This window comes from Pseudonocardia sp. NPDC049635 (assembly GCF_040659795.1).
Lineage (GTDB): Bacteria > Actinomycetota > Actinomycetes > Mycobacteriales > Pseudonocardiaceae > Pseudonocardia.
This window is the reverse complement of sequence record NZ_JBFAON010000004.1, coordinates 315,246-336,994: the sequence shown is the minus strand read 5'-3', so window position 1 is coordinate 336,994 and position 21,749 is coordinate 315,246. Positions and strand designations below refer to the sequence as shown.

Annotated in this window: 18 protein-coding genes and 2 pseudogenes; 13 read left to right on the top strand and 7 right to left on the bottom strand. The window is 74.7% G+C overall.

The annotated features are described in order from the left end of the window. The first annotated feature begins 1 nt into the window (after nt 1). From AB0J24_RS08165 to AB0J24_RS08155, 3 genes are all read left to right on the top strand, one after another. Nucleotides 2–1,348, top strand: coding sequence for an NtaA/DmoA family FMN-dependent monooxygenase (locus AB0J24_RS08165; RefSeq protein ID WP_358677287.1), 1,347 nt, complete (start codon nt 2–4; stop codon nt 1,346–1,348). After that, nucleotides 1,348–2,598 (top strand): Bcr/CflA family efflux MFS transporter, encoded by a 1,251-nt coding sequence (locus AB0J24_RS08160; protein WP_358677284.1) that lies wholly within the window; start codon nt 1,348–1,350, stop codon nt 2,596–2,598. The genes AB0J24_RS08165 and AB0J24_RS08160 overlap by 1 nt, the downstream gene beginning before the upstream one ends. A gap of 84 nt (nt 2,599–2,682) precedes the next feature. After that, a complete protein-coding gene (locus AB0J24_RS08155) occupies nt 2,683–2,955 on the top strand; it encodes a helix-turn-helix transcriptional regulator (RefSeq protein ID WP_358677281.1) in 273 nt (90 codons plus the stop codon). 8 nt (nt 2,956–2,963) lie between these two features. Here AB0J24_RS08155 and AB0J24_RS08150 read toward each other — a convergent pair whose 3' ends face one another. The 4 genes and pseudogenes from AB0J24_RS08150 to AB0J24_RS08135 form a co-directional block, all read right to left on the bottom strand. Then, a complete protein-coding gene (locus AB0J24_RS08150; protein ID WP_358677278.1) occupies nt 2,964–3,551 on the bottom strand; it encodes an ATP-dependent Clp protease proteolytic subunit in 588 nt (195 codons plus the stop codon). Further along, entirely contained in the window at nt 3,548–4,156 is a 609-nt protein-coding gene (locus tag AB0J24_RS08145; RefSeq protein ID WP_358677276.1) for an ATP-dependent Clp protease proteolytic subunit, read from the bottom strand. Before AB0J24_RS08145 ends, AB0J24_RS08150 begins: the two co-directional genes overlap by 4 nt. 85 nt (nt 4,157–4,241) lie before the next feature. Continuing rightward, nucleotides 4,242–4,343 (bottom strand): annotated as a pseudogene (locus tag AB0J24_RS08140) (DNA-binding response regulator); the annotation flags it as partial. Nucleotides 4,344–4,361: 18 nt separating this feature from the next. Then, nucleotides 4,362–4,646 (bottom strand): annotated as a pseudogene (locus AB0J24_RS08135) (sensor domain-containing protein); the annotation flags it as partial. A gap of 762 nt (nt 4,647–5,408) precedes the next feature. On the opposite strand from AB0J24_RS08135, the gene AB0J24_RS08130 reads away from it, so the two are divergent. From AB0J24_RS08130 to AB0J24_RS08085, 10 genes are all read left to right on the top strand, one after another. Further along, on the top strand, nt 5,409–6,098 hold the full coding sequence (locus AB0J24_RS08130; protein WP_358677273.1) for a DUF899 family protein: 690 nt from the start codon (nt 5,409–5,411) through the stop codon (nt 6,096–6,098). A gap of 166 nt (nt 6,099–6,264) precedes the next feature. After that, complete coding sequence (locus AB0J24_RS08125) at nt 6,265–6,564, top strand: hypothetical protein (protein ID WP_358677271.1); 300 nt, start codon at nt 6,265–6,267, stop codon at nt 6,562–6,564. A 39-nt stretch (nt 6,565–6,603) separates the two neighbouring features. Continuing rightward, a complete protein-coding gene (locus tag AB0J24_RS08120) occupies nt 6,604–8,019 on the top strand; it encodes a cytochrome P450 (RefSeq protein ID WP_358677268.1) in 1,416 nt (471 codons plus the stop codon). Between the two features lie 27 nt (nt 8,020–8,046). Beyond that, complete coding sequence (locus AB0J24_RS08115; protein ID WP_358677265.1) at nt 8,047–9,072, top strand: acyl-CoA dehydrogenase; 1,026 nt, start codon at nt 8,047–8,049, stop codon at nt 9,070–9,072. Continuing rightward, nucleotides 9,072–10,358: a bifunctional PIG-L family deacetylase/class I SAM-dependent methyltransferase gene (locus AB0J24_RS08110; protein WP_358677262.1), complete on the top strand. Its 1,287-nt coding sequence runs from the start codon at nt 9,072–9,074 to the stop codon at nt 10,356–10,358. The genes AB0J24_RS08115 and AB0J24_RS08110 overlap by 1 nt, the downstream gene beginning before the upstream one ends. After that, nucleotides 10,355–11,110: a glycosyltransferase gene (locus tag AB0J24_RS08105; protein WP_358677259.1), complete on the top strand. Its 756-nt coding sequence runs from the start codon at nt 10,355–10,357 to the stop codon at nt 11,108–11,110. Before AB0J24_RS08110 ends, AB0J24_RS08105 begins: the two co-directional genes overlap by 4 nt. Continuing rightward, on the top strand, nt 11,107–12,279 hold the full coding sequence (locus tag AB0J24_RS08100) for an FAD/NAD(P)-binding oxidoreductase (RefSeq protein ID WP_358677256.1): 1,173 nt from the start codon (nt 11,107–11,109) through the stop codon (nt 12,277–12,279). Before AB0J24_RS08105 ends, AB0J24_RS08100 begins: the two co-directional genes overlap by 4 nt. Nucleotides 12,280–12,544: 265 nt before the next feature. Then, nucleotides 12,545–13,333: an ANTAR domain-containing protein gene (locus AB0J24_RS08095; RefSeq protein WP_358677253.1), complete on the top strand. Its 789-nt coding sequence runs from the start codon at nt 12,545–12,547 to the stop codon at nt 13,331–13,333. Next, nucleotides 13,330–13,989, top strand: a complete 660-nt coding sequence (locus AB0J24_RS08090) for an HAD family hydrolase (protein ID WP_358677250.1) — start codon at nt 13,330–13,332, stop codon at nt 13,987–13,989. The genes AB0J24_RS08095 and AB0J24_RS08090 overlap by 4 nt, the downstream gene beginning before the upstream one ends. Before the next feature lie 185 nt (nt 13,990–14,174). After that, complete coding sequence (locus tag AB0J24_RS08085; protein ID WP_358677248.1) at nt 14,175–15,323, top strand: aromatic ring-hydroxylating dioxygenase subunit alpha; 1,149 nt, start codon at nt 14,175–14,177, stop codon at nt 15,321–15,323. Nucleotides 15,324–15,464: 141 nt separating this feature from the next. Here AB0J24_RS08085 and AB0J24_RS08080 read toward each other — a convergent pair whose 3' ends face one another. From AB0J24_RS08080 to AB0J24_RS08070, 3 genes are read right to left on the bottom strand one after another with little or no spacing between them, the layout of a single operon-like run. Next, nucleotides 15,465–17,930, bottom strand: coding sequence for an FAD-dependent oxidoreductase (locus AB0J24_RS08080; protein ID WP_358677245.1), 2,466 nt, complete (start codon nt 17,928–17,930; stop codon nt 15,465–15,467). Beyond that, nucleotides 17,927–18,526: a sarcosine oxidase subunit gamma family protein gene (locus AB0J24_RS08075; RefSeq protein WP_358677243.1), complete on the bottom strand. Its 600-nt coding sequence runs from the start codon at nt 18,524–18,526 to the stop codon at nt 17,927–17,929. Before AB0J24_RS08075 ends, AB0J24_RS08080 begins: the two co-directional genes overlap by 4 nt. Further along, nucleotides 18,516–21,728, bottom strand: coding sequence for a sarcosine oxidase subunit delta (locus AB0J24_RS08070; protein WP_358677240.1), 3,213 nt, complete (start codon nt 21,726–21,728; stop codon nt 18,516–18,518). The genes AB0J24_RS08075 and AB0J24_RS08070 overlap by 11 nt, the downstream gene beginning before the upstream one ends. Between the last annotated feature and the right edge of the window lie 21 nt (nt 21,729–21,749).

Here is a 21,749-nt window from a genome sequence, read left to right as displayed (position 1 = left end):
CGTGTTCCATCTCGGCTGGTTCCTCGGCAAGGGCTTCGGCGTCCCACCGTTCATGGGGTTGGGCAACGTCCCGTGGGGGCCGCGCCGAACCGTCTTCGACGGCCGCGCGCACCACGAGTGGATGAAGCCTGATCTCTACGTCGATCTCGTTCGTTCGCTCGAGCGGGGCGGGTTCGACTTCCTGTTCATGGAGGACTCCTCGATGGTCGAGGACAGCTACGGCGGCTCCATGGAACTGACCCTGAAGTACGGCCTGATGGCACCCAAGAACGACCCGGTGCCGCTGGTACCGCTGCTCACCGCCGCGACGAAGCACCTCGGAGTCATCCCGACCATCTCCACGATCGCCTACCACCCGTACCTCGCCGCTCGCCTGATGACCACCCTCGACCACCTGAGCGAGGGGCGGGTCGGGCTCAACGTCGTCACCTCGGTGACCGACCGGGTCGCCCAGAACTTCGGCCACGACCAGCACTTCGACCACGACCTCCGCTACGAGATGGCGGACGAGTGGCTCGACGCGTGCGGGCAGCTGTGGGAGTCCTGGGAACCCGGCGCCGTGGTGCTCGACGAGGAGTCGGGCACCTACGCCGACCACACCAAGGTCCACCCCGTCGACTTCACCGGGAAATGGTTCCGCACCCGCGGCCCGCTCAACACCATCCCCGGACCACAGCGTCGCCCGGTCGTCGCCCAGGCCGGCAACTCGATCCCGGGCCGCGATCTCGCGGCGAAGTACGCCGACACCCTTCTCGCCCACGCCAGCAGCGTCGAGTCGATGAAGGCGTTCCGGGACGACATCCGGGAGCGGGCGGTCGCACACGGCCGCGAACCCGACGACGTCAAGATCCTCTACCTGGTCACCCCGACGGTCGGTGCGACCGACGCCGACGCGGCGGAGCGCAACCGGGTGAACCGCCTGCGCGCGGAGGACCCGGACCAGATCCGGACCCGGCTCTGGTCGATGTCGTACGTGAGCGGCGGCCGCGTCGACTTCTCGACCTTCGATCTCGACGGGCCGGTGCCCGAGGTCGTCGGCAACGGAGAACAGAGCTCGATGGCGGCCTTCGTCGAGAACAACCGCGGTAAGACCCTGCGTCAGGCGGTCGTCGAGGGCACGCACTTCGGCGGAACGCTCGGCCTGTCCGGGTCGCCGGACACCGTCGCGGCACGGATGGGCGAGATCATGGAGGAGGTCGGCGGTGACGGGTTCCTGCTCTATCCCCAGCCGAACCGGCGCTCGATCGCGGAGATCTCCGACGGGTTGTGCACCGCCCTGCGCCGTCGCGGACTCATCCGGGACGGGTATCCACACGCGACACTGCGTGAGAACCTGCTCGACTTCTGATGGCGGCGCCCTCCGCCGCGGAGGCGCCGCCGTCCGGCGGGCGCCGGCTGCTCCCGATCCTGGCGCTGGTCAGCTGGATCGGCCCGTTCGCGATGGACGCCTACACCCCGGCCTTCCCGTGGATCGAGCAGGACCTGGCCACCTCACCCGGGATGGTGCAGGCCTCACTCACCGCCACGCTGTTCGGCCTCGCGGTCGGGCAGGTACTGGTGGGGCCGACGAGCGACCGGTACGGCAGGCGAGGACCGCTGCTGATCGGGCTCGCCGGCTACGTGGTCGCGTCGGTGTTCTGTGCGCTGGCCTGGTCGATCGAGTCGCTGCTGGTGGCCCGGTTGCTGCAGGGGATCACGGCGGCGACCGGCATCTCGATCGCCAGGGCGATCGGACGGGACCTGCACTCGGGACGCGAGCTGGCCCGGTTCTACTCGGTGCTCACCGGAGCGACCGCCGTCGCTCCGGTGATCGGGCCGCTCGCCGGCGCGGGCATCCTCGAGGCCGGACTCGGGTGGCGCTGGGTCTTCGGGGTGACGGTCGCACTGGGGGTCGTCGCCTTCGCGGCCGCGCGGACGCTGCCGGAGACCCGGCCGCCGCTCGATCGGCCCGCTGCGACGGCGACACCCGAGCAGGGGCCGGGCCTGCTGACGCTGCTGCGCAGGCGCGAACTCGTGGTCCCGGCGCTCGTGCTGAGCCTGTGCACCGCCGGGATGATCGCCCATCTCGCCGGTCTGTCGTTCTACCTGCAGGTGGACCGGGGTACGGGACCGGGGTTCTACGGCCTGGTGTTCGCGCTCGACGCGCTCGCCCTGGTCGCCGCGAACGCCGCGAACCGGGCCCTGCTGAACCGGGTCGCGGCCCGCCGCATCCTGGCCTACTCGGTGCCGGGGCTGCTGCTGTGCTCGGCGGCCTTCGCGGTCGCGATCACCGTGACGGCACCGCTGCCGATCGTCGTCCTCAGCCTGGTGCTCATGCTCGGTGCGAACGGCTTCGTACAACCCAACGCGGTCGCCGTCGGCATGTCGGTCGACCGGGCCGCGGCCGGGCGTGCGGCCGCCGTCCTCGGCGTCGCCCAGTTCGGTCTGGCGTCGCTGAGCGCACCGTTGGTCGGGATCGTCCCCGACCTGGGGGGCGTGCCGTCGATGGCGGTGGTGATCCTGGTCTGTGTGTCCGCCGCGGTCGTGGTGCAGGCGCTGGACCGGATCGTGCACGGGCCTGCACCGGACTCGCCGGGAGGTCGGGAGGTCGACCGGTGACGGCGCGCGCCGCGGCCGTGACCACCCGTCCGCTCCGGGCGAAACGGTGGTGTCCGCAGCGGGCGCCCGGCCTACGCTCCGACGATGACCCCCGAACCGCTGTGGCGGCACCTGCTCGGCCACCAGCTCCGGGCCGCCCGCCATCGGCGCGGCGACACGCTGGAGGAGACCGCGCGGCGGGCCGGGATCTCACCCCAGTACCTCTCCGAGATCGAGCGCGGGCGCAAGGAGCCCTCCAGCGAGATGATCGCCGCGGTCGCCGGGGCACTGGAGGTGACCCTGGCCGAGCTGACCCGCGCCGTCGCCGCGACGCTGCGCGGGCCGACCTGCCGGGCCGGATACGCGCTGGCGGCGTAGCACCGGGCTCATCGCTCCTCCAGGACCATGTCGAGCAGGCCGTAGTCCCGCGCCGCGGCCGCGGTGAAGATCCGGTCGTGGTCGGTGTCGGCCCGCAGCGTCTCGACGCTGCGCCCGGTGTGCCGGGACAGGATCGACTCGATGTCGGCCCGGATCCGCACCAGCTCGTCGGCCTGCAGGATCAGGTCCGGGATCGTCCCGCGCCCCTGCGCGGCGGGCTGGTGCAGGATCACCCGCGCGTGCGGCAGCGCGGCGCGCTTGCCCTCCGCCCCCGCGGCGAGCAGCACCGCACCGACCGCGACGGCCTGCCCGACGCAGGTGGTCGCGACGGCCGGGCGGATGTGCCGCATGGTGTCGTAGATCGCGAGCATCGCGCTCGGGTCACCGCTGTCGCAGTTGACGTAGAGCTGGATGTCCTGCTCCGGGCTGTCGGCCTCCAGGTGCAGGAGCTGCGCGATCAGCGCGTTCGCGACACCGGAGTCGACGGCGGTGCCGAGGTAGACGATGCGTTCGGTGAGCAGGTGCGAGTAGACGTCCATGATCCGCTCACCGCGCGGGTCCCTGGTGATCACGTTCGGGATGGTGTAGCTGCTCATCGTGCGCTCCCGAATCCGGCGGGGAGCGCGACGCGGCGCGGCGCGATGTCGTCGAACCGGGACACGATCGCGTCGACGAAGCCGTACTCGAGTGCCTCGGTCGCGGAGTACCAGCGGTCGTGCAACGAGTCGGTGAAGATCCGCTCGACCGGTTGGCCGGTGTCCTGCGCGATCAGGCCGAGCACGGTGTCCCGGGTGTGCCGCAGGTCGTCCGCCTGCAGCTCGATGTCGACCGCGGTGCCGCCGATCCCGGCCGAGCCCTGGTGCATCAGCACCCGCGAGTGCGGCAGCGCGCGGCGCTTGCCGGGGGTGCCCGAGGACAGCAGGAACTGCCCGGCGCTGTAGGCGATCCCCAGGACGAGCGTCGACACGTCGCACGGCACCAGCCGGATGATGTCGCGCAGTGCCAGCATCGCCGGGACCGAACCGCCCGGCGAGTGGATCCAGAGCGCCACATCGGAGTCCGGCCCGGCGGCGGCGAGAGTGATCAGCTGAGTGGTCAGCAGGGTGCCGTTGTCGTCGTCCAGCGGGCCGTCCAGGACCAGGACGCGCTGGTCGAACAGGTCACGGCGGGCCCGTTCGTCGAACAGTGGGGTGTCGGTCATGGGCCCACCGTGCCGGGCCCGACCGCCCGGCGGGCACGGTTCTGCCGAGGGCAGCTTCGCGCACGACGAAACGACGGAGACCCGGTCAGCCGCGGTGTTCCAGGTAGGCCAGGACGGCGAGGACCCGCCGGTTGTCGTCCTCACCGGGTGCCAGGCCGAGCTTGTCGAAGATGCTCGCGCTGTGCTTGCTGAACGTGTGGCTGCGCAGCATCCGCAGAAACCGGTGGCGCAGCAACGGCTCGTCGACCGCCGGATCGGCGTCCGGCGGCTCGTCGATCCGCGACCCCAGCACGCGGCCCGCCCACCGGCGTTCGGTCCCGGCCAGCCTGCGCACCAGCGCGTGCGTCTCCAGCAGCACCGGGACACCCGCACCCAGCACCGGCAGCAGCAACACACCGATCAGGAGCAGCAACAGCAGCACCGACGCCGCGACCGCGGTCAGGACCAGCCTGCCGATCCCGGCCAGCCCGGTCCCGATCCTCCGCAGCACCCGTCCATAGTGGCGCAGAACCGCCCCCGGCGGGGTGGAGGAAACTCCACCCCGGGGGTGGTCGCAGCCTCCTCCCGCCGGCCCGGACCGGCGCCGAGGATCGGATCATGACCGTGACGACCCTGCTGGACGCGCTGCCCGGTCCGCTGCTGCTGCTGGTCCTGGCCACCGCCGTCACCGCCGAGGCCGGGCTGCTCGCCGGGGTGCTGATCCCCGGGACGGCCCTGGCACTCGGGGCGGGCGCGCTCGTCCCCCCGCTGGGGCTGCGGCTGCCGCTGGTCTGCGCGGCCGCCGCGACCGGTGCCGTGCTGGGCGGGCAGCTCGGGTACCGGCTCGGCAGGCGCCGCGCGGACCGTCCGGCGCCGTTCGCCGGGACCGCGCGGCTGCCGTTCGGGATCTGGGAACGGGCGGCCGCGGCGCTGCGCCGCAGGCCGCTGGTCGCGGTCGCCGCCGGCCAGTGGCTGTCCTACGGCCGGATCGTCGTGCCCCGGACCACGGGCTGGGCCGGGGCGACCCCGCCGGTCGCGTTCACGATCGTCCAGTCGGTGTCGGCGACGACCTGGGCGAGCACCCTCGTCACGGTCGGGCACCAGGTCGGGAAGGCCACCCGGGACGGCGTCGCGCTCGCGCTCGGGGTGCCGGCACTCGTCGTGGTCGCGGTGGTCGCCGGGGTGGTCGTCCTGCGGTCGCGGCGACGACCGATGAGTCCGCCGCCCGGTTCCGGTCAACCCGGTGAACAGTCCACGGCCGAGGGGATCCGACATGACCACGAACACCCTGCCGCCCGTCGTCGACGCCGAGACCTGGCAACACGAGCTCGCCGCGCTCCGGGTACGGGAGAAGGCCGCGACCCGCGAGCTCGACGCGATCGCCGCCCAGCGCCGCCGGTTGCCGATGGTGCAGATGCCCGACTACGTACTGGACGGCGCGGACGGCCCGGTCCGGCTCGCCGACGTCTTCGACGGCCGGTCCCAGCTGATCGTCTACCACCACATGTGGCACCCGGGCGCGCAGTGGCAGTGCGGCGGCTGCACCGGCTTCACCTCCCAGTTCACCCGGCTGGAGTTCCTCGCGAACCTCGACGCCCGGTTCGTGGTCGTCACCCAGGGGCCGATCGACGAGGCGCTCGCCTACGCCGAGCGGGTCGGGAACACGATGACCTGGTACTCCACCGCGAACAGCCCGTTCGGCGCCGACGTCGGCGCCCCGCCCGGCGGCGGGTTCGCGGTGAACGTGTTCCTGCGCGACGGGGACACCGTGTACCGCACCTGGCACACCGAGGGCCGCGGCACCGAACAGCTCTCCTACACGTTCGCGCTGGCCGACCTGCTCCCCTACGGCCGCCAGGAGCAGTGGCAGGACTCGCCCGACGGGTGGCCGCAGTCGCCGACCTACCACTGGTGGCCCGACTCGCCGGACATCGCGGCGGCCTACGGTGGCGCCCGAGGGTGATCCCGGGCGCCCGGGGCGTCGTGCTGGACGGCGCTGTACTCGGCGGTGGTGCCGGCCGACCACCCCGGACACCGGGGCCGCCCCGGCGCGGGCCGCGGCGACGGCCGGCTGAACGGCGGCGGGCCGGAGGGTGTGCGCACCCGGACGGGCGGGTAGCCGGTCGGGCATGAGCACTCCGTCGTTCCTGACCCGGATCATCGACCGGCTCCGCGGCCGCGGCCCGGCCGAGGACGTCGAGCCCGATCCGAACCTCGCCAACGCCCGCGACACCGGCGGCACCGCCTCCGAGGCCGGGGACGCACCGTCCACGACCGGCACCGGTGCCACCGGCGGGTACGTCGGCCGGGTCGCCGGCCGAGACGAGGGCTACGCCGGGGAGACCGGCGCCGAGGCCCGTGCCCGGGGCCGTGCCGAGGACCGTGCCGAGGAGCGTGCTGACGACCGTGCCGAGGACCGGGAGCGCTGACCCCGGATTCAGCACGCGGGGAGCGGGTAGCCCCAGAACATGCCCGCCCCGACGCAGAACCGGACCGAGACCTCGACCACGACCGGCCCATCCGGTACCGCGACCGGCACGGCCCTGCCGGTCCTGTCCCGCGCCGACACGGCCCGCCTGCTGGGCACCGCGCTCGGCCCGATCGTCGCGCAGGGCGTGATCGCGCGCCGGCCCAGGATCGTCGCGGCCGCGGGCCGGCTCGGGACCGACGACCGGTCGGTGCGGCTGCTGCAGACGTTGCGGGACCGCTACGGCGACGGCCCGGTGCAGGTCCCGATACCCGGCAGGCCCAGCGCGCTGGTGCTCGGTGCCGACGGGGTCCGCCGGGTGCTCGAGGACGGCCCGGAGCCGTTCACCCCGGCGTCCTGGGAGAAACGGGGCGCGCTGGGCCACTTCCAGCCGCACGGTGTGCTCGTCTCCCACGGCGCCGCCCGCGCCGAACGCCGCCGGTTCACCGAGGCCGTCCTCGACACCGGGTCGCCGCTGCACGCCCAGGCCGACCACATCAACGCCGTCGCCCGCCAGGAGACCGAGCTGCTGCGCGACGACGCCGCCCGCAGCGGGGCCTTCGACTGGGACGCGTTCGTCGTCGCCTGGTGGCGGATCGTGCGCCGGATCGTGCTCGGCAACGGCGCCCGCGAGGACCACGAACTCACCGACACCCTGACCCGGCTGCGGCGCCGCGGCAACTGGTCGCACCTGGCGCCGCGGAGCGAGCACCTGCGGGAGCGCTTCGCCTCCGGGGTCCGGGCCCACCTGCGGCGGGCCGAGCAGGGCAGCCTCGCGGCCCGGATCGCGCAGACCGCGCCCGACCCGGACGACGGCACCACCCCCGAGGACCAGATCGGGCACTGGCTGTTCGCCTGGGACCCCGGGGCGGCGGTGACCCTGCGGGCACTGGCGCTGCTGGCCACCCATCCCGAGGTGCGCGGCCGGGCCCGCGCCGAGGCGGCCGCCGAGGGGCCCGCCGACCGGCCGCGCGAGCTGTCGGTGCTGCGCGCCGCGGTCCTGGAGTCGACCCGGTTGTGGCCGACCACTCCCCTGCTGATCCGGGAGTCCACCGCGGACACCACCTGGCCGGGCGGCAAGCTGCCGGCCGGGACGTCGCTGCTGGTACCGACCTGGTTCCTGCACCGCGACGACCGTCGCCGCGAGGACGCCGACCGGCTGGACGTGCAGCAGTGGCTCGACGGCAGCGCCCGCGACGACTGGATGCTGACCCCCTTCAGCGGTGGCCACGCGGCCTGCCCGGGCCAGGAGCTGGTGCTGTTCGTGGCCTCCACGGTGCTCGCGACCCTGCTGGAGGACCATCACGCGGTGCTGCTGCCGCCGGAGTCGTTCGACGCCGCCCGGCCGCTCCCGCGTGGGCTCAACCCGTACGCGCTGCGGTTCGGCCTCGCCCGCTCCGCGGCCGGCCGGGTGTGAAACGTTGATCAGTGGGCACTCTCGGGGGTGAGCGTTGCCCCCGACGCCGGGATCCTCGATCCCGTGCCCGCACCGCACGGTGCTCCCGAGCCGTATCCGGCACCCGCGGCGACGGTGCTCGCCGCCCTGCTCGACGCCGGTGACCTCGATCTCCCGCTGCCCGGGTCGGGATCGACCCCGCAGCGCTGGGCCCGGCTCGCCCGGCTCGGCCGCCGCGATCTGCCGGTGGCCCGGCTCGCCGAGGGCCACACCGACGCGGTCGCGATCCTCGCCGGGTACGACCGGGCCGCCCACCCCGGCGCCCGCTACGGGGTCTGGGCGTCGCGGGCCGGTGGTGGTGCCCGGATCGGACGGGCCGCCGACGGCGCCCGGCTGAACGGCACCGTCCGGTTCTGCTCGGGCACCCACCTGCTGGACCGGGCGCTCGTCGTCGCCGACGCGGGCGACGGCAGCACCCGGCTGGTGGAGCTGGACCTGCACGACCCGCGGATCGAACGACTCGGGGACGCGTGGCGGGCGGCCGGGATGGCGGCCAGCGACACCCACGACGTGGTGCTGCACGACGTGCCGGTGCCGGCGGAGGCCGTCGTCGGCGGCCCGGACGCCTATACCGACCGACCGGGTTTCGCGCACGGCGGCGCCGGGGTGGCCGCCGTCTGGCTGGGTGGCGCCGCGGGCATCGTCGACGAGGTCGCTGCCACGCTGCGCCCCGGGGCGCTCGACGGGGGCGGCGATCCGCACCGCCTCGCCGGGTTCGGCGAGATGCACGCCGCCGTCGCGGGCGCCGACACGCTGCTGCGCGCCACCGCCGCGCGGATCGACGCCGACCCCGGCGAACCGCACCATGGCGCGGTGGCGACGGTCAGGGCAGCCGTCGAGCGGGCCGGCCGCACGGTGCTCGACGTCGCGCCGGAATGCGCCGGGGTGAGCGCCCTCGCCGGGTCCCGCGGGTTGACCGCACGGCTCGCCGACCTGCAGATCTACCTGCGTCAGCAGCACGGCGCCCGGGACCGGGCCGAGCTGGGCCGCGTCGTTCTGGGTGGTGGCGTCTGATGGAGCCCCGCCACGGCGAGGACGTCTGGACCGACGCCGCCGACGCCCTCACGCATCGCGAGCTGGACCCGGCGCAGTTCCGGCGGCTGGTCGTGGTCAGCGCGCATCCCGACGACGAGACGCTCGGCGCCGCCGGGCTGCTCCGCGGGGTCGCGCGGGCGGGCGGCACCGTGGAGCTGGTGCTGGCCAGCGACGGCGAAGCCGCACTGCCCGAGGTCACCGGCATGGACCGGGCCGAGCTGGCCCGCACCCGGCTGCGCGAGCTGGACGCCGCCCTCGCCGCGCTGGAGGTTCCCGCGACCGTGCACCGGCTCGGGATGCCCGACTCCGCCCTGCGGGACGACGAGCTGGCCGAGGCACTGGCCCCGTACCTGGCCGGCGCCGACGCCTGGATCTCGCCGTGGCGCGAGGACCCGCACCCCGATCACGCCGCCGTCGGGCGTGCGTGCGTCGCGGCCGCCCCGGTCACCGCGCACGGCTTCGGCTTCCCGATCTGGGCGCGCACCCGGATCGACCCGACCGATCCGATCGTCCCCTGGGACCGCGGTTACCGGCTACGGCTCGGCGATGCCGACCGCGCGGCGAAACGGCGCGCGATCGACGCGCACGTCTCGCAGCGCACCGTCCCGCCCGGCGGGAACCGCCCGGTGCTGTCCGCGCAGACCCTCGCGCACTTCGTGGGCGACCGGGAGATCTACTTCCGGGAGCCGTCCTCGACCGGTGCACCGCCCGAGCTGTTCGCCGGGCTCTACCGGGATGGCGCAGACCCGTGGCAGGTCCGGAGCTCCTGGTACGAGCGTCGCAAGCGGGAGGTGCTGCTCGCCGCGCTGCCCCGGGAACGCTACCGGCTGGCCGCCGAGCCCGGTTGCGGGCTGGGTGAGCTGACCCGCGCCCTCGCCGGCCGCTGCGACCGCGTCGTCGCCACCGACGTCGTCGAGGAGGCGGTCGCGGCCACCGCGCGCCGGGTCGCCGGCCTGCCGGGGGTGCAGGTGCTCCGCTCCGATGTGGACGACCCGCGGGCGATGCCGGACGGGGCCGATCTCGTCGTGGCGTCCGAGCTGCTCTACTACCTGCCCCCGGAGCGGGTCGACGCCGTGCTCGACCGGATCGCCGCGGCGCTGCGCCCCGGCGGGGACCTGGTGGTCGCGCACTGGCGGCAATGGCCCGCCGAGGCCCCGTGCGACGGCGCCGCCGTGCACCGCAGGATCGTCGACGACGACCGGTTCACCCCGCTCGTCGAGCACCTCGACGAGGACTTCCTGCTGCACGTGGTGCGCCGCCGGTGAGGCCGGTCGAGGCCGTCGGCGTGCTGGTGCCGGCGCACGACGAGTCGGAGACGATCGGCGCCTGCGTCCGGTCCGTGCTCACCGCGCTGGACGCCGTCCCGGGCCTGCGGGTGCGGGCACTGTGTGTCCTGGCCGACCGCTGCTCGGACGGCACCGCGGCCCGAGCCCGGGACGCGATCGCCCGGCATCCGGCCGGTGCGCGGGTCCGGCACGCCGTGCTGGAGACCGGCCCGGGCGATCCGCCGGCGCCGGTGGGCGCCGTCCGGGCCCGTGCCGCGGCCACCGTGCTCACCCTGCTCGGGTCGCCCGGCCCGCCCGGCGCCGAGGCCGGCCGGACCTGGCTGCTCAGCACCGACGCCGACTGCACGGTCGAGCCCGGGTGGGTGCGCGGCCACCTGGCCCGCGCCGACTCCGGCGCCGACGCCGTCATCGGCGGGGTCGTGCTCGACCTCCCCGGTTCCCCGGTCCCGCCCGGCGAGCCCCCGCCACCGGACCGCCCGGTGTACGCGGCGAACCTGGGTGTCCGGGCGACCGCGTTCACCGCGGTCGGCGGTTTCCCGGCGATCGACTGCGGCGAGGACCACGGGATCGTCGCCCGGTTGCGGGCGAGCGGGTACCGGGTGCTGCCCGGCCCGGTGGACGACGTCCGCACCAGCGCCAGAACCGTGGGGCGGGCCCGTGGCGGGCTCGCCGATCTGCTGGCCCGGCACGCAGGTGTCGGGGGGCGCGTCGCGGGTAGCCCGGTGGCATGAACGCGCCCGTCATGACGGCCGCGCTGCTGATCGTCGGTGGTGGTCCCGCCGCGCACCATGCGGCGCTCGCCTACCGGGAGCACGGTGGCGCCGGCCCGGTCCTTCTGGTCTCCGACGACGACACCCCGCCCTACTTCCGGCCCCCGCTGTCCAAGGAGCTGCTGCGCGGCGAGACCGAGGAGTCCGAGCTGCTGCTGCCCGGCACGACCGGGGCCGAGATCCGCACCGGGCGGCGGGTCGAGTCGCTCTCGACCGATGACCGGTCGGCCCGCCTGGACGACGGCAGCACCGTCACCTACCGGCAGTGCCTGCTCGCGACCGGTTCGGCCCCGACCCCGCTGCCGGTCCCGGGTGCGGACTCCGCGCTGTACCTGCGCACGCTCGCCGACGCCCGGACGCTGGACGAGCGCCTCGGGCAGGCCGGCTCGGCGGTCGTCGTCGGATCGGGGTTCATCGGTTGCGAGGCCGCCGTCTCGCTCGCCCGGCGCGGGTTGCGGGTCACCGTGTGCAGCGACGAGCGGGTGCCGCAGGCGGCCCGGCTCGGCGACGCGGTCGGCGAGCGGTTCGCCGCCTGGTTGCGCGAGGAGGGCGTCACGCTGCGCGGCGGGTCCGAGGTGTCCGGGATCACGGTCTCCGGGAGCGGGCCGTCCGTGTCCGGCCGGGTCGTGCACGTCGCCGGCGGGGACCCCGAGCACGCCGATCTCGTGCTCGTCGCGGCCGGGGCGACCCCGCGGGCCGGGCTCGCCGAGGACGCCGGGATCCCGGTCTCCTCGGGCCGGGTGGTCGTCGACGAGCGGATGCGCAGCTCGGTGCCCGGTGTGCTCGCCGCCGGGGACGTCGCACTGGCGTACAACACCGCCGCCGGCAGGCACCTGCCCGTCGAGCACTGGGGGGAGGCCGAGGCGATGGGCACGATCGCAGGCACGACCGCGGCGGGCGGCGACGCCCGCTGGGACTCCCCGCCCGGGTTCTGGACCGAGATCGGCGACCACACGCTCAAGTACACGGCCTGGGGCGACGGCTTCGACGAGATCGAGTTCGACGCGCACGACCACGGCGGGTTCACCGCCTGGTACCGCCACCGCGGTGTGCTCTGCGGGGTGGCCGCGCATCTCGCCGACGCCGACCACGAGCGGGGTACCGAGCTCCTCCGGCAGGGCGCGCGGTGACGGCGCGCGGCCTGCCGGCCGGGCACCGCGTTGCCGCTGCCCGGCCGGTGTCCTAGATTCGGGTCCGAGCACCCGGGGAGGGGGTATCCCCGGGAGCGCCGCCCGAGGCCGGAACGACCGGCCCGCTTCCCGGGCCCGCCGCGACGGCCGGGCCGGGGAGTCCGACAGCGCACGAGCAGGCGCTGCCGGTACGCGCCCGATCCGGGACCCGACGACGCGTCGCGCGCGGGACCGTCGTGGCGCCTCCGGTGGCCGCGGAGGTCAGATGCGATCCGGAGCCGAGACGCGGGCACTGCGCGCCGTCCTCGACGGCCCCCTGTTCCACGCCACCCGGTCCCCGTACCTGGTCCTGGACCGGGAGCTGCGGGTCCACGCGGCGAACCGGGCGTACCACGAGGTGACCCTGCGCGAACCCGGTGAGCTCGACGGGCACGTGCTGTTCGACGTCCTGCCCGACGATCCCGACCGTCCCGGATCCGACGGCGTCGCCCGGGTCACCGCGTCGCTGCTGCGGGTGCTGCGCAGCGGTGAGCGGGACCACATGGGCCTGCAGCGTTACGACGTCCCCGCCCCCCGGGACGCGACCGGCCACGTGCAGAAGCTGTGGGTGGCGGTGAACTCCCCGGTGCACGACGCCGACGGCCGGACGATCGGGATCCTGGTGCACGTCGAGGACGTCACCGAGCTGTGGGCGCACCGGCACGACGGCCGGTCCGCCGAGCCCGCCGCGGGACCGGCGGACCCGGACGCGCCCGTCGCGACCGACCCGATCAGCACGACCGCGCTGGCCAGGGAGGTCACGGCGGAGAACCGGCGGTTGCGGGACCGGTTCGACCGGCACGTCGTGATCGAACAGGCGAAGGGGATCCTGATGGCCACCCGCGGCTGCGGCCCCGACGAGGCCTTCGCGTTCCTGCGTGAGCTGTCCCAGGTCACGAACAACAAGCTGTGGCAGGTGGCCCGGACGGTGGTCGCCGATTCGCTCGAGCGCGAGCGGGCCCGTGACGTTCGAGCCGGAGTGGACCCGCGCGGAGCGGGTACCCCGCCCCGATGACCACGCCGGACACCGCGGTGATCGACGTCGACGGCACCCTCGTCGACACCAACTACCACCACGCGCTCGCCTGGTCGCGCGCGTTGCGCCGGTTCGACCGCACGGTGCCGCTCTGGACGCTGCACCGCGCGGTCGGGATGGGCGGCGACCAGCTCGTCCCGGCCGTCGCCGGGGACCGCTTCGAGGCCGAGCACGGCGACGACGCCCGTGCCGCCTGGAAGGAGGAGTTCGAGCCGCTGCTGCCCGAGGTGCGGGCGCTGCCCGGGGCCAGGGAGCTGCTGGCCGACCTGGCCGAGGGGTTCGGCCTGACGGTGGTGCTGGCCAGCTCGGGCGCGCCCGAGCACGTGCAGGCCTACCTGGAGCTGTTCGACGGCCGATCGCTCGCCCGGGAGTGCCTGACCCGCGAGGACGTCACCCGCACCAAGCCCGATCCGGAGCTCGTCCGGGTCGCGCTGCGCCGGGTCGCGGGATCGGCCGGGTTCGTCGTCGGCGACTCGGTGTGGGACGTGCGCGCCGCGGTCGCGGCCGGGTGCCCGGCCTATGCCGTGCGCACCGGTGGTTTCGGTGCGGACGAGCTGCGTGAGGCGGGCGCCCGGGACGTCTTCTCCTCGCTCGAGGAGGTGCGCGGCGCGATCCCGCGGGTGCTGCGCGGCTGACCCCTGCCGCTCCCGCGAACCCGCGCGATGACGTCACGCAACGGGTCCCCTTGACAGTTCCCCACCGCACGCGGTCCCATTTCGGTGCGCAGTGCACATCAAGTTGCGCGCTCCGCAACTCAATCTCCGGGACGGGCGGTGCGGCCCGGTGCCGGCATCCACCCTCCTGCCCGAGGAGCACCGCCATGACGACCGGTGAGCTGCCGACCCCCGTCGAGCAGGAGCGTGGTCTCCCGCCGAGCCTGCGGGAGACCCTGGCCGGCCACTACTACACCGATCCGCAGATCTTCCGGGCCGAACAGGACCGGATCTTCCACACCGGCTGGTTCTGCGCGGTGCTCGCCGCCGACCTGGAGCGGCCCGGGCAGTACGAGACCGTCCGGGTCGGGCGGGAGAGCGTGCTCGTCACCCGCCGCCGGGACGGGCGAATCGCCGCCTACCTCAACGTCTGCCGGCACCGGGGCGCCCGGCTGTGCACCGAGGAGCGGGGGGAGGTCCGGCGCTCGTTCCAGTGCCCGTACCACGCCTGGACCTACGGCCTGGACGGCAAGCTCGTCGCCGCCCCGAACCTGACCCGGATGCCCGACGTCGACAAGTCCGAGTGGGGCCTGCACGCCGTGCACGTCCGCGAGTGGCTGGGTTACGTGTGGCTCTCGCTCGCCGAGCACCCGCCGTCGTTCGACGAGACCGTGATCGCCGACGTCACCGGCCGGCTCGGTTCGCCGGACGCGATCGTCGGCTACGACGTGGCGAACCTGCGGCTCGGCCGCCGGATCTCCTACGACGTGGCGGCGAACTGGAAGCAGATCGTCGAGAACTTCATGGAGTGCTACCACTGCGCGACGATCCATCCCGAGCTGACCGACGTGCTCCCCGAGTTCGCCGACGGTCTCGCAGCCCAGTACTTCGTCGGTCACGGCGCGGCGTTCGGCGACGATGTGGCGGGGTTCACCGTCGACGGTTCACCCGGCGTGGAGCGGATCCCGGGCGTCACACCCGAGCAGGACCGCCGCTACTACGCGGTCACGATCCGCCCGCAGGTGTTCCTCAACCTGGTACCCGATCACGTGGTGTTCCACCGGATGTTCCCGCTCGCACCGGATCGCACGCAGGTCGTCTGCGACTGGCTCTACCTGCCCGGTGTCATCGAGTCCGGTGCCGACATCGACCGCTCGGTCGAGCTGTTCCACCGGGTCAACCAGCAGGACTTCGCCGCCTGCGAGCGCTGCCAGGTCGCGATGGGCTCCCGGGCGTACGAGAAGGGCGGGGTGCTGGTGCCCGGTGAGCACCACATCGGCGAGTTCCACGACTGGGTCCGCGGCCACATCGGATGACCGGCACCGGTCCGGCTGTGCCGCGATCGAGGTGCGAACGACCTGCGGGCCGCCGCGAACCCGAAGCCGGGGGAACGCCCGACCCGTGACGACGACCCGGTGAGCGGGCCTCCCACCCGTTCCCGGACCGGCGCCCGCACCTCACCGCCGGATCCGGGTCATCCCCGGGTCGAGCAGCGGTTCCGCGGCCACCGTCGCGGCGACACCGCGGTCGAACCAGCGGATCTCGACCGCGCTCCCGACCGCCAACCCGGCGGGCAGCCAGGCGTAGGCGACCGGGAACCCGAGGGTGTACGCGAACGCCGCCGAGGTGACGTACCCGGCCGGTTCACCGTCGAGCAGCACCGGCTCGCCACCGAGCACGACGCTGCATCCGTCGTCGACGGTCAGGCAGGTCAGCCGCCGGTCGACGGCGTCGTCTCCGACGCCCTCCAGCGCGTCCCGGCCGACGAAGGCGGTCTCCTTGTCGCGCACCGCGAATCCGAGCCCGGCCTGGTACGGGTCGTGCTCGCTGGTCATGTCGGTGCCCCAGGACCGGTAGCCCTTCTCCAACCGCAGGGCATTGAACGCGGCCCGGCCGGCAGGGACGGCGCCGAGCGGGCGGCCGGCGTCGAACAGCACGTCCCAGAGCTTCCGCCCGTACTCGGCGCCGGTGCAGATCTCCCAGCCGAGCTCGCCGACGTAGGACAGCCGCATGACCGTCACCGGGATGCCGGCGATGTGCGCGGACCGCGCCCGGAAGTACTTCAGGCCGTCGTGCGAGAGGTCGTCGCCGGTCAGCGGTTGCACCAGCTCGCGGGCCAGCGGCCCCCAGACGCCGATGCAGCAGGTGCCGCCGGTGATGTCGCGGACCCCCACCCCTCGTTCCCCCGCCGCGGCGCGGCGCAGCCGGTCGACGTCGAGGTTGCCGTTCGCGCCGACCTGGTAGACGTCGTCGCCGAGCCGGGCGACGGTGAGATCGCTGCGGATGCCGCCGGCGTCGTCGAGCATCAGGGTGTAGGTGACCGACCCGGCGGGGCGGTCCACCGCACCGGTGGTGAGCCGGTCCAGGAAGGCGCACGCGTCCGGCCCGGCGACCTCGATCCGGGTCAGCGGTGTCATGTCGTAGAGCCCGACCGCGGTGCGGGTGCGCCACGCCTCGACCGCGACGACCGGCGAGTGGAACATCGCGGACCAGGAGTCGCGTTCCGGCTCCCGCCGGTCGGGCGGCAGCTCCGGCAGCAGCGCGGCGTTCGCCTCGTACCAGTGCGGGCGCTCCCAGCCGTGCGCCGGCAGGAAGACCGCGCCCAGCTCACGCTGCCGGTCGTGGAACGGGCTGGTCCGCAGGTCCCGCGGCGAGGTTCGGGGCGCCAGCGGGTGCACCACGTCGTAGATCTCGACGAAGTTGCGCTGCGCGGTCTCGTCGACGAACGCGTCGGTGGTCTCGACCTCGTCGAACCGGTGCACGTCGCAGCCGTGCAGGTCCAGCTCGCTGCGCCCGTCGACGAGCAGCTGCGCGACCGCCCGGGCCACCCCCGACGAGTGCGTCACCCACACCGCCTCGGCGATCCAGAAGCCGGCGACGTCGGCGGACTCGCCGATCAGCGGGCCACCGTCGGGAGTGAAGGAGAAGATTCCGTTGAACCCGGTCTCGACCTTCGTCCCGCGCAGGGCCGGCAGCAGCTCCCGGCTCTGCTCCCACTGCTCGGCGAAGTCGTCCTCGGTGAAGGGCAGCATCGAGGGCTGCGCGCTCTCCGAGGTGGAGCCTCCGGTCTCCGGCAGCTCGGCGAGCGACACCGGCATCGGACGGTGCGCGTACGAGCCGATCCCGATCCGGTCGTGGTGCTCACGGAAGTAGAGATCCGCGTCCTGGTGGCGCAGGATCGGCAGCTGCGCCTCGATCCCGGTGCCGTTGCGTGCCGCCAGCTCCTCGACCCGGCCGGAGCGGGCGTACTGGTGGGCCAGCGGCAGCAGCGGCACCCGCATGCCGGCGAGCTTCCCGAGCTCGCGCCCCCAGAACCCGGCACAGCATACGACGACGTCGGCCGGGATCTCCCCCTGCTCGGTCCGCACCCCGCTGACCCGGCCACCGGCCCGGCTGATCCCGGTGACCCGGGTGGAACCGCGGAACACTGCGCCGCGGGCCCGGGCCCGCTCGGTCAGCGCGACGACCGCGCGGGTCGCCGACGCCAGCCCGTCGGTGGGGGTGTGCAGCCCGCCGAGCACCTGCCCGGGATCGACCAACGGGTGCAGCCGGGCGCACCCGGCCGGATCGACGACGGTGGCGGGCACCCCGCGCGCCGTCGCCCAGCCGTGTCTGCGGTGCAGGTCCGCGAGCCGCCGCGGCGTGGTGGCGACCTCCAGGCCGCCGACCTGGTGGAAGCATCCACCGGTGTCGTCGGTGCGCAGGCTCATCAGCTTCTCGACGGTGTAGGTGGCGAACGCCGTCATGGTGCGCGAGGCGTTGGTCTGGAAGACCAGGCCGGGGGCGTGCGAGGTGGAGCCACCGGTGAGCGGCAGCGGGCCCTGGTCGACGACGGTGACGTCGGTCCAGCCGCGCACGGTCAGCTCGTCGGCCAGGTTCGTCCCGACGATCCCGGCTCCGATGATGACGACACGAGGGTTCATGGGGCGCTCCTCAGGTCGGTCCGGAACTCGTGGGTGGCGTCGTGCAGCCAGGCGGTGAGGTGCCCGGCGAACGACGGGCGGACGTGCACGAGCAGGTCGTCGCCCGGCCCGAGGACGACGAGCAGCACCGGGACGCGCGCGATCGTGGTCTGCGCGCTGCGTCCAGGCCCGAGCACGGCCGGATGGGTGTCCAGCGCGCAACCCAGCGCGAGCAGCTCACGGGTGAGCGGGCCGCGGATGCGCAGTGCGGTCCACTGCCCGGACACGTCGGTGGCGGCGCCGTGCGGGCCGAGCACCGCGCGCAGCTCGGTCTCCGCCGGGCTGCCGGCGACCAGCCACTCGTCGGGACCGAGCCAGACGATCCGGCCGTCGGCGGTCGCGGTCCAGGTGTTCGGCCCGGTCGGCGGGGCGGCACCGAGCAGCTCGGCGACCGCGGTCGCGCCCGGTCCGTGCGGGTCGATCCGCAGGTCGGTGAACCGGCCCCGGTCCACGACGGTGATCGAGAGGCCGTCCGGCCGTCCGGCGGCGGGATCGACGGGTGCGAGGACCCACGGCGGTGCCGGTGGAGGGGTGCCGTCCCGGATGTCAGCCGTCACGGCGGGCTCCTTCGGGGTCGACGAGGACGGGGCCGGTGATCCGCGCCGGGACGAGCGACCCGCCGCAGGGCACGTGCACGACCTCACCGATCCGGTCGCGCCCGCCGGCGAGCAGCGCCAGTGCGAACGGGCGGCCCAGCTCGGCGCTGAGGTAGCTGGAGGTGACGTGGCCGATCATCGGCACCGGTGGCGGGGGCAACGTGCCGTCGGGCCGGAACTCGACGATCTGCGAGCCCTCCGGCAACCGGGTCACCGCGTCGGTCGCCAGCAACCCGACCAGCTGCCTGCGCAGCGGGTCCCGGTTCGCGACCCGGCTGAAGGAGCGCTTCCCGACGAAGTCGGCCTTCGTCGCCGACACCGCCCAGCCCAGACCCAGGTCGTGCGGGGCGACGGTGCCGTCGGTGTCCTGGCCGATGATCGGGTAGCCCTTCTCGGCGCGCAGCACGTGCATGGCCTCGGTGCCGTAGGGGGTGATCCCGTGCCGGGCCCCCGCGGTGAGCAGGCGCTCCCACACCGAGAGCGCGTACCGGGAGTCGACGTTCACCTCGTAGGCCAGCTCGCCGGAGAACGAGATGCGGGCCAGCCGGACCGGTACCCCGTCGAGCGCGGTGTCCCGCCAGGCCATGAACCCGAACGCGGCGTGCGAGACGTCCAGTTCGGGGAACACCTCCGCCATGAGGTCCCGGGAGCGCGGCCCGGCGACCGGGAACACCGCCCAGTGGTCGCTGACCGACGTCAGCCACACCCGCAGGCCGGGCCAGTCGGTCTGGCTCCGGTCCTCCAGGTCCGCCAGCACCGACGCGGCGTTGCCTGTCGTGGTGGTGAGCAGGAACCGGTGCTCGTCGAGCCGGGCGACGGTGCCGTCGTCGACGACCATGCCGTCGTCGCCGCACATGACGCCGTAGCGCACCCGGCCGACCCGCAGCGTCGACATCGTGTTGGTGTAGACCCGGTCCAGGAACTCCCCGGCGTCCGGGCCCTGCACGTCGATCGTGCCGAGGGTGGAGCCGTCCATGATGCCGACGCCGGAACGGACGGCGGTGCACTCGCGCAGCACGGCCGCGTTCATGTCCTCACCGGGTCGCGGGTAGAAGCGCGGCCGCCGCCACTGCCCGACGTCGACGAACACCGCGCCGTGCGCGACGTGCCAGGGATGCACGGCGGTGGTGCGGACCGGGTCGTAGAGCTCACCGCGTTCCCGCCCGGCGAGCGCCGCGAACGCCACGGGCGTGTACGGCGGCCGGGAGCCGGTGGTGCCCAGCTCCGCGACCGGACGGCCGAGCAGCTCGGCGGTGATCCCGGCCGCGACCGTCCCGGACGTCCGGCCCTGGTCGTGCCCGGTGCCGATGGTCGTGTAGCGCTTGACGTGCTCGATCGAGCGGAGTCCGGCACCGACCGCGCGCGCGATGTCGGCGACCGTGACGTCCCGCGCGATGTCGACGAACTGCTGCGCCGGGTCGCCCGGGGTCCGCCACAGCACCGGAGCCGGGGTCCGCGGTGGCTCGGCCGGGACGCTCGGCGCGTCCGCGCCCGCCGCCTCGGCGAGGCATCCGGCCAGCTCGAGGGTGCCGTTCGCGGCACCGATCACCTCGGTCCCCGCCGGTGGTCGCGCGGGCCGGAACGCGCCCGGCCCGGGATCGTAGGTCAGCGCGCCGCGCACCTGGCCGACGAGCTGGGTCGCGGGGATCCAGCCACCGGAGACCAGCAGCAGGTCGCACGGCAGCTCCCCGGCCCCGCCCGGGGCCGTGCCGTCGGGCCCCGTGCCGTCGGGCCCCGTGCCGTCGGGCCCCGGCGCACCGGGGGCCGTGCCGTCGGGCGCCGGAGCACCGGGGTCGGTGCCATCGGGCCCCGGAGCACCGGGGTCGGTGGCGGGCCGCACCAGGGCGGCCGCGACCGAGCCGTCCGGGCCGGCCGTGGTGTCCACCACGACGGTCCCGGCCCGCACCGTCACCCCCGCGGCCCGGCACCGCGCACTCAGCTGCGGCGGGCCGTCCGGCCGGGCGTCGAGCAGGGTCACCCGCGCACCGGCCCCGGCGAGATCGGCGGCGGCGCGGTAGGCGTGGTCGTCGGTGGTGAACACGACGACCTCCCGGCCGGCGAGCACACCGTGCCGGTGCAGGTACTCGCGGGCGGCCGAGGCCAGCATGACGCCGGGCCGGTCGTTGTTCGCGAAGACCACCGGGCGCTCGTGCGCGCCGGTCGCGATCACCACCCGGCCCGCCCGGATCCGGTGCACCCGCTGCCGGGACATGTTCCGCGGCGCGTCCGGCCCGAGATGGTCGGTCCGGCGCTCGCAGGCCAGCACGAAACCGTCGTCGTAGTGGCCGAACGCGGTGGTCCGCTGCAGGTGCAGCACCTCCGGGTTTTCGGCGAGCTCGGCGAGCACCCCGGCCACGTACTGCGGCGCGGGCAGCCCGCCGATCCGTTCGGCGGGCGTCAGCGAACCGCCCGCGGTGGCACGGTCGTCGACCAGCACCACCCGGTCGCCGCGGCGGGCGGCGGTCCGTGCGGCGAGCAGCCCGGCCGGGCCGGCACCGACGACGAGCGTGTCGCAGTGTGTGTGCCGGTGGTCGTAGCGCTGGGGGTCGGCGACCGCGGCGAGCCGGCCGCGGCCGCACAGGCTGCGGGCGACCAGCCCGTCGTACAGCTCGACGGCGGCGGCCTGGCGCATCGGTTCGGGGAACGGCGCCTCGATCTGGACGAGCCCGGCCGGGTCGTCGGTCCAGGCCGAGACGATCCCGCGCGGTCGACGGCGGTTCACGCTCGCACCGAGCACCCGCACCCCGGCGGCGAGCAGGGCCGACGCCAGCGTGTCGCCCGGGTGCCCGGTGCGGGTGACGCCGTCGACGGTGAAGCTCAGCGTGCGGGTCCGGTCGATCCGGCCGTGCCCCGCGACCCGGTGGCCGCCGGTCACGTCCCGGGCCCCCGGCAGCTCGGGGCGCGGTGCACCGGCCGGGTACACCGCGAGGAAGCGGTAGGTGGCGGTGTCGCGCACCGCGTTGAACCAGCGCCGGCAACCCGCCGTGTGGTTCCAGCGCTCGGCGACCGGGCCCTCCGGGTTCTCCCGGAAGAACACGAAGTGTGCCCACTGCTCGTCGGTGAGCGCGGACGGATCGGCCGGGTAGGTGACGTGTGCCGGGCCGCCGTGGTGGAACTCGACCTCCTCGCGGGGGCCGCACCAGGGGCAGTCGACGAGTTGCACGTTGGGGCTCCTCGGGTGACG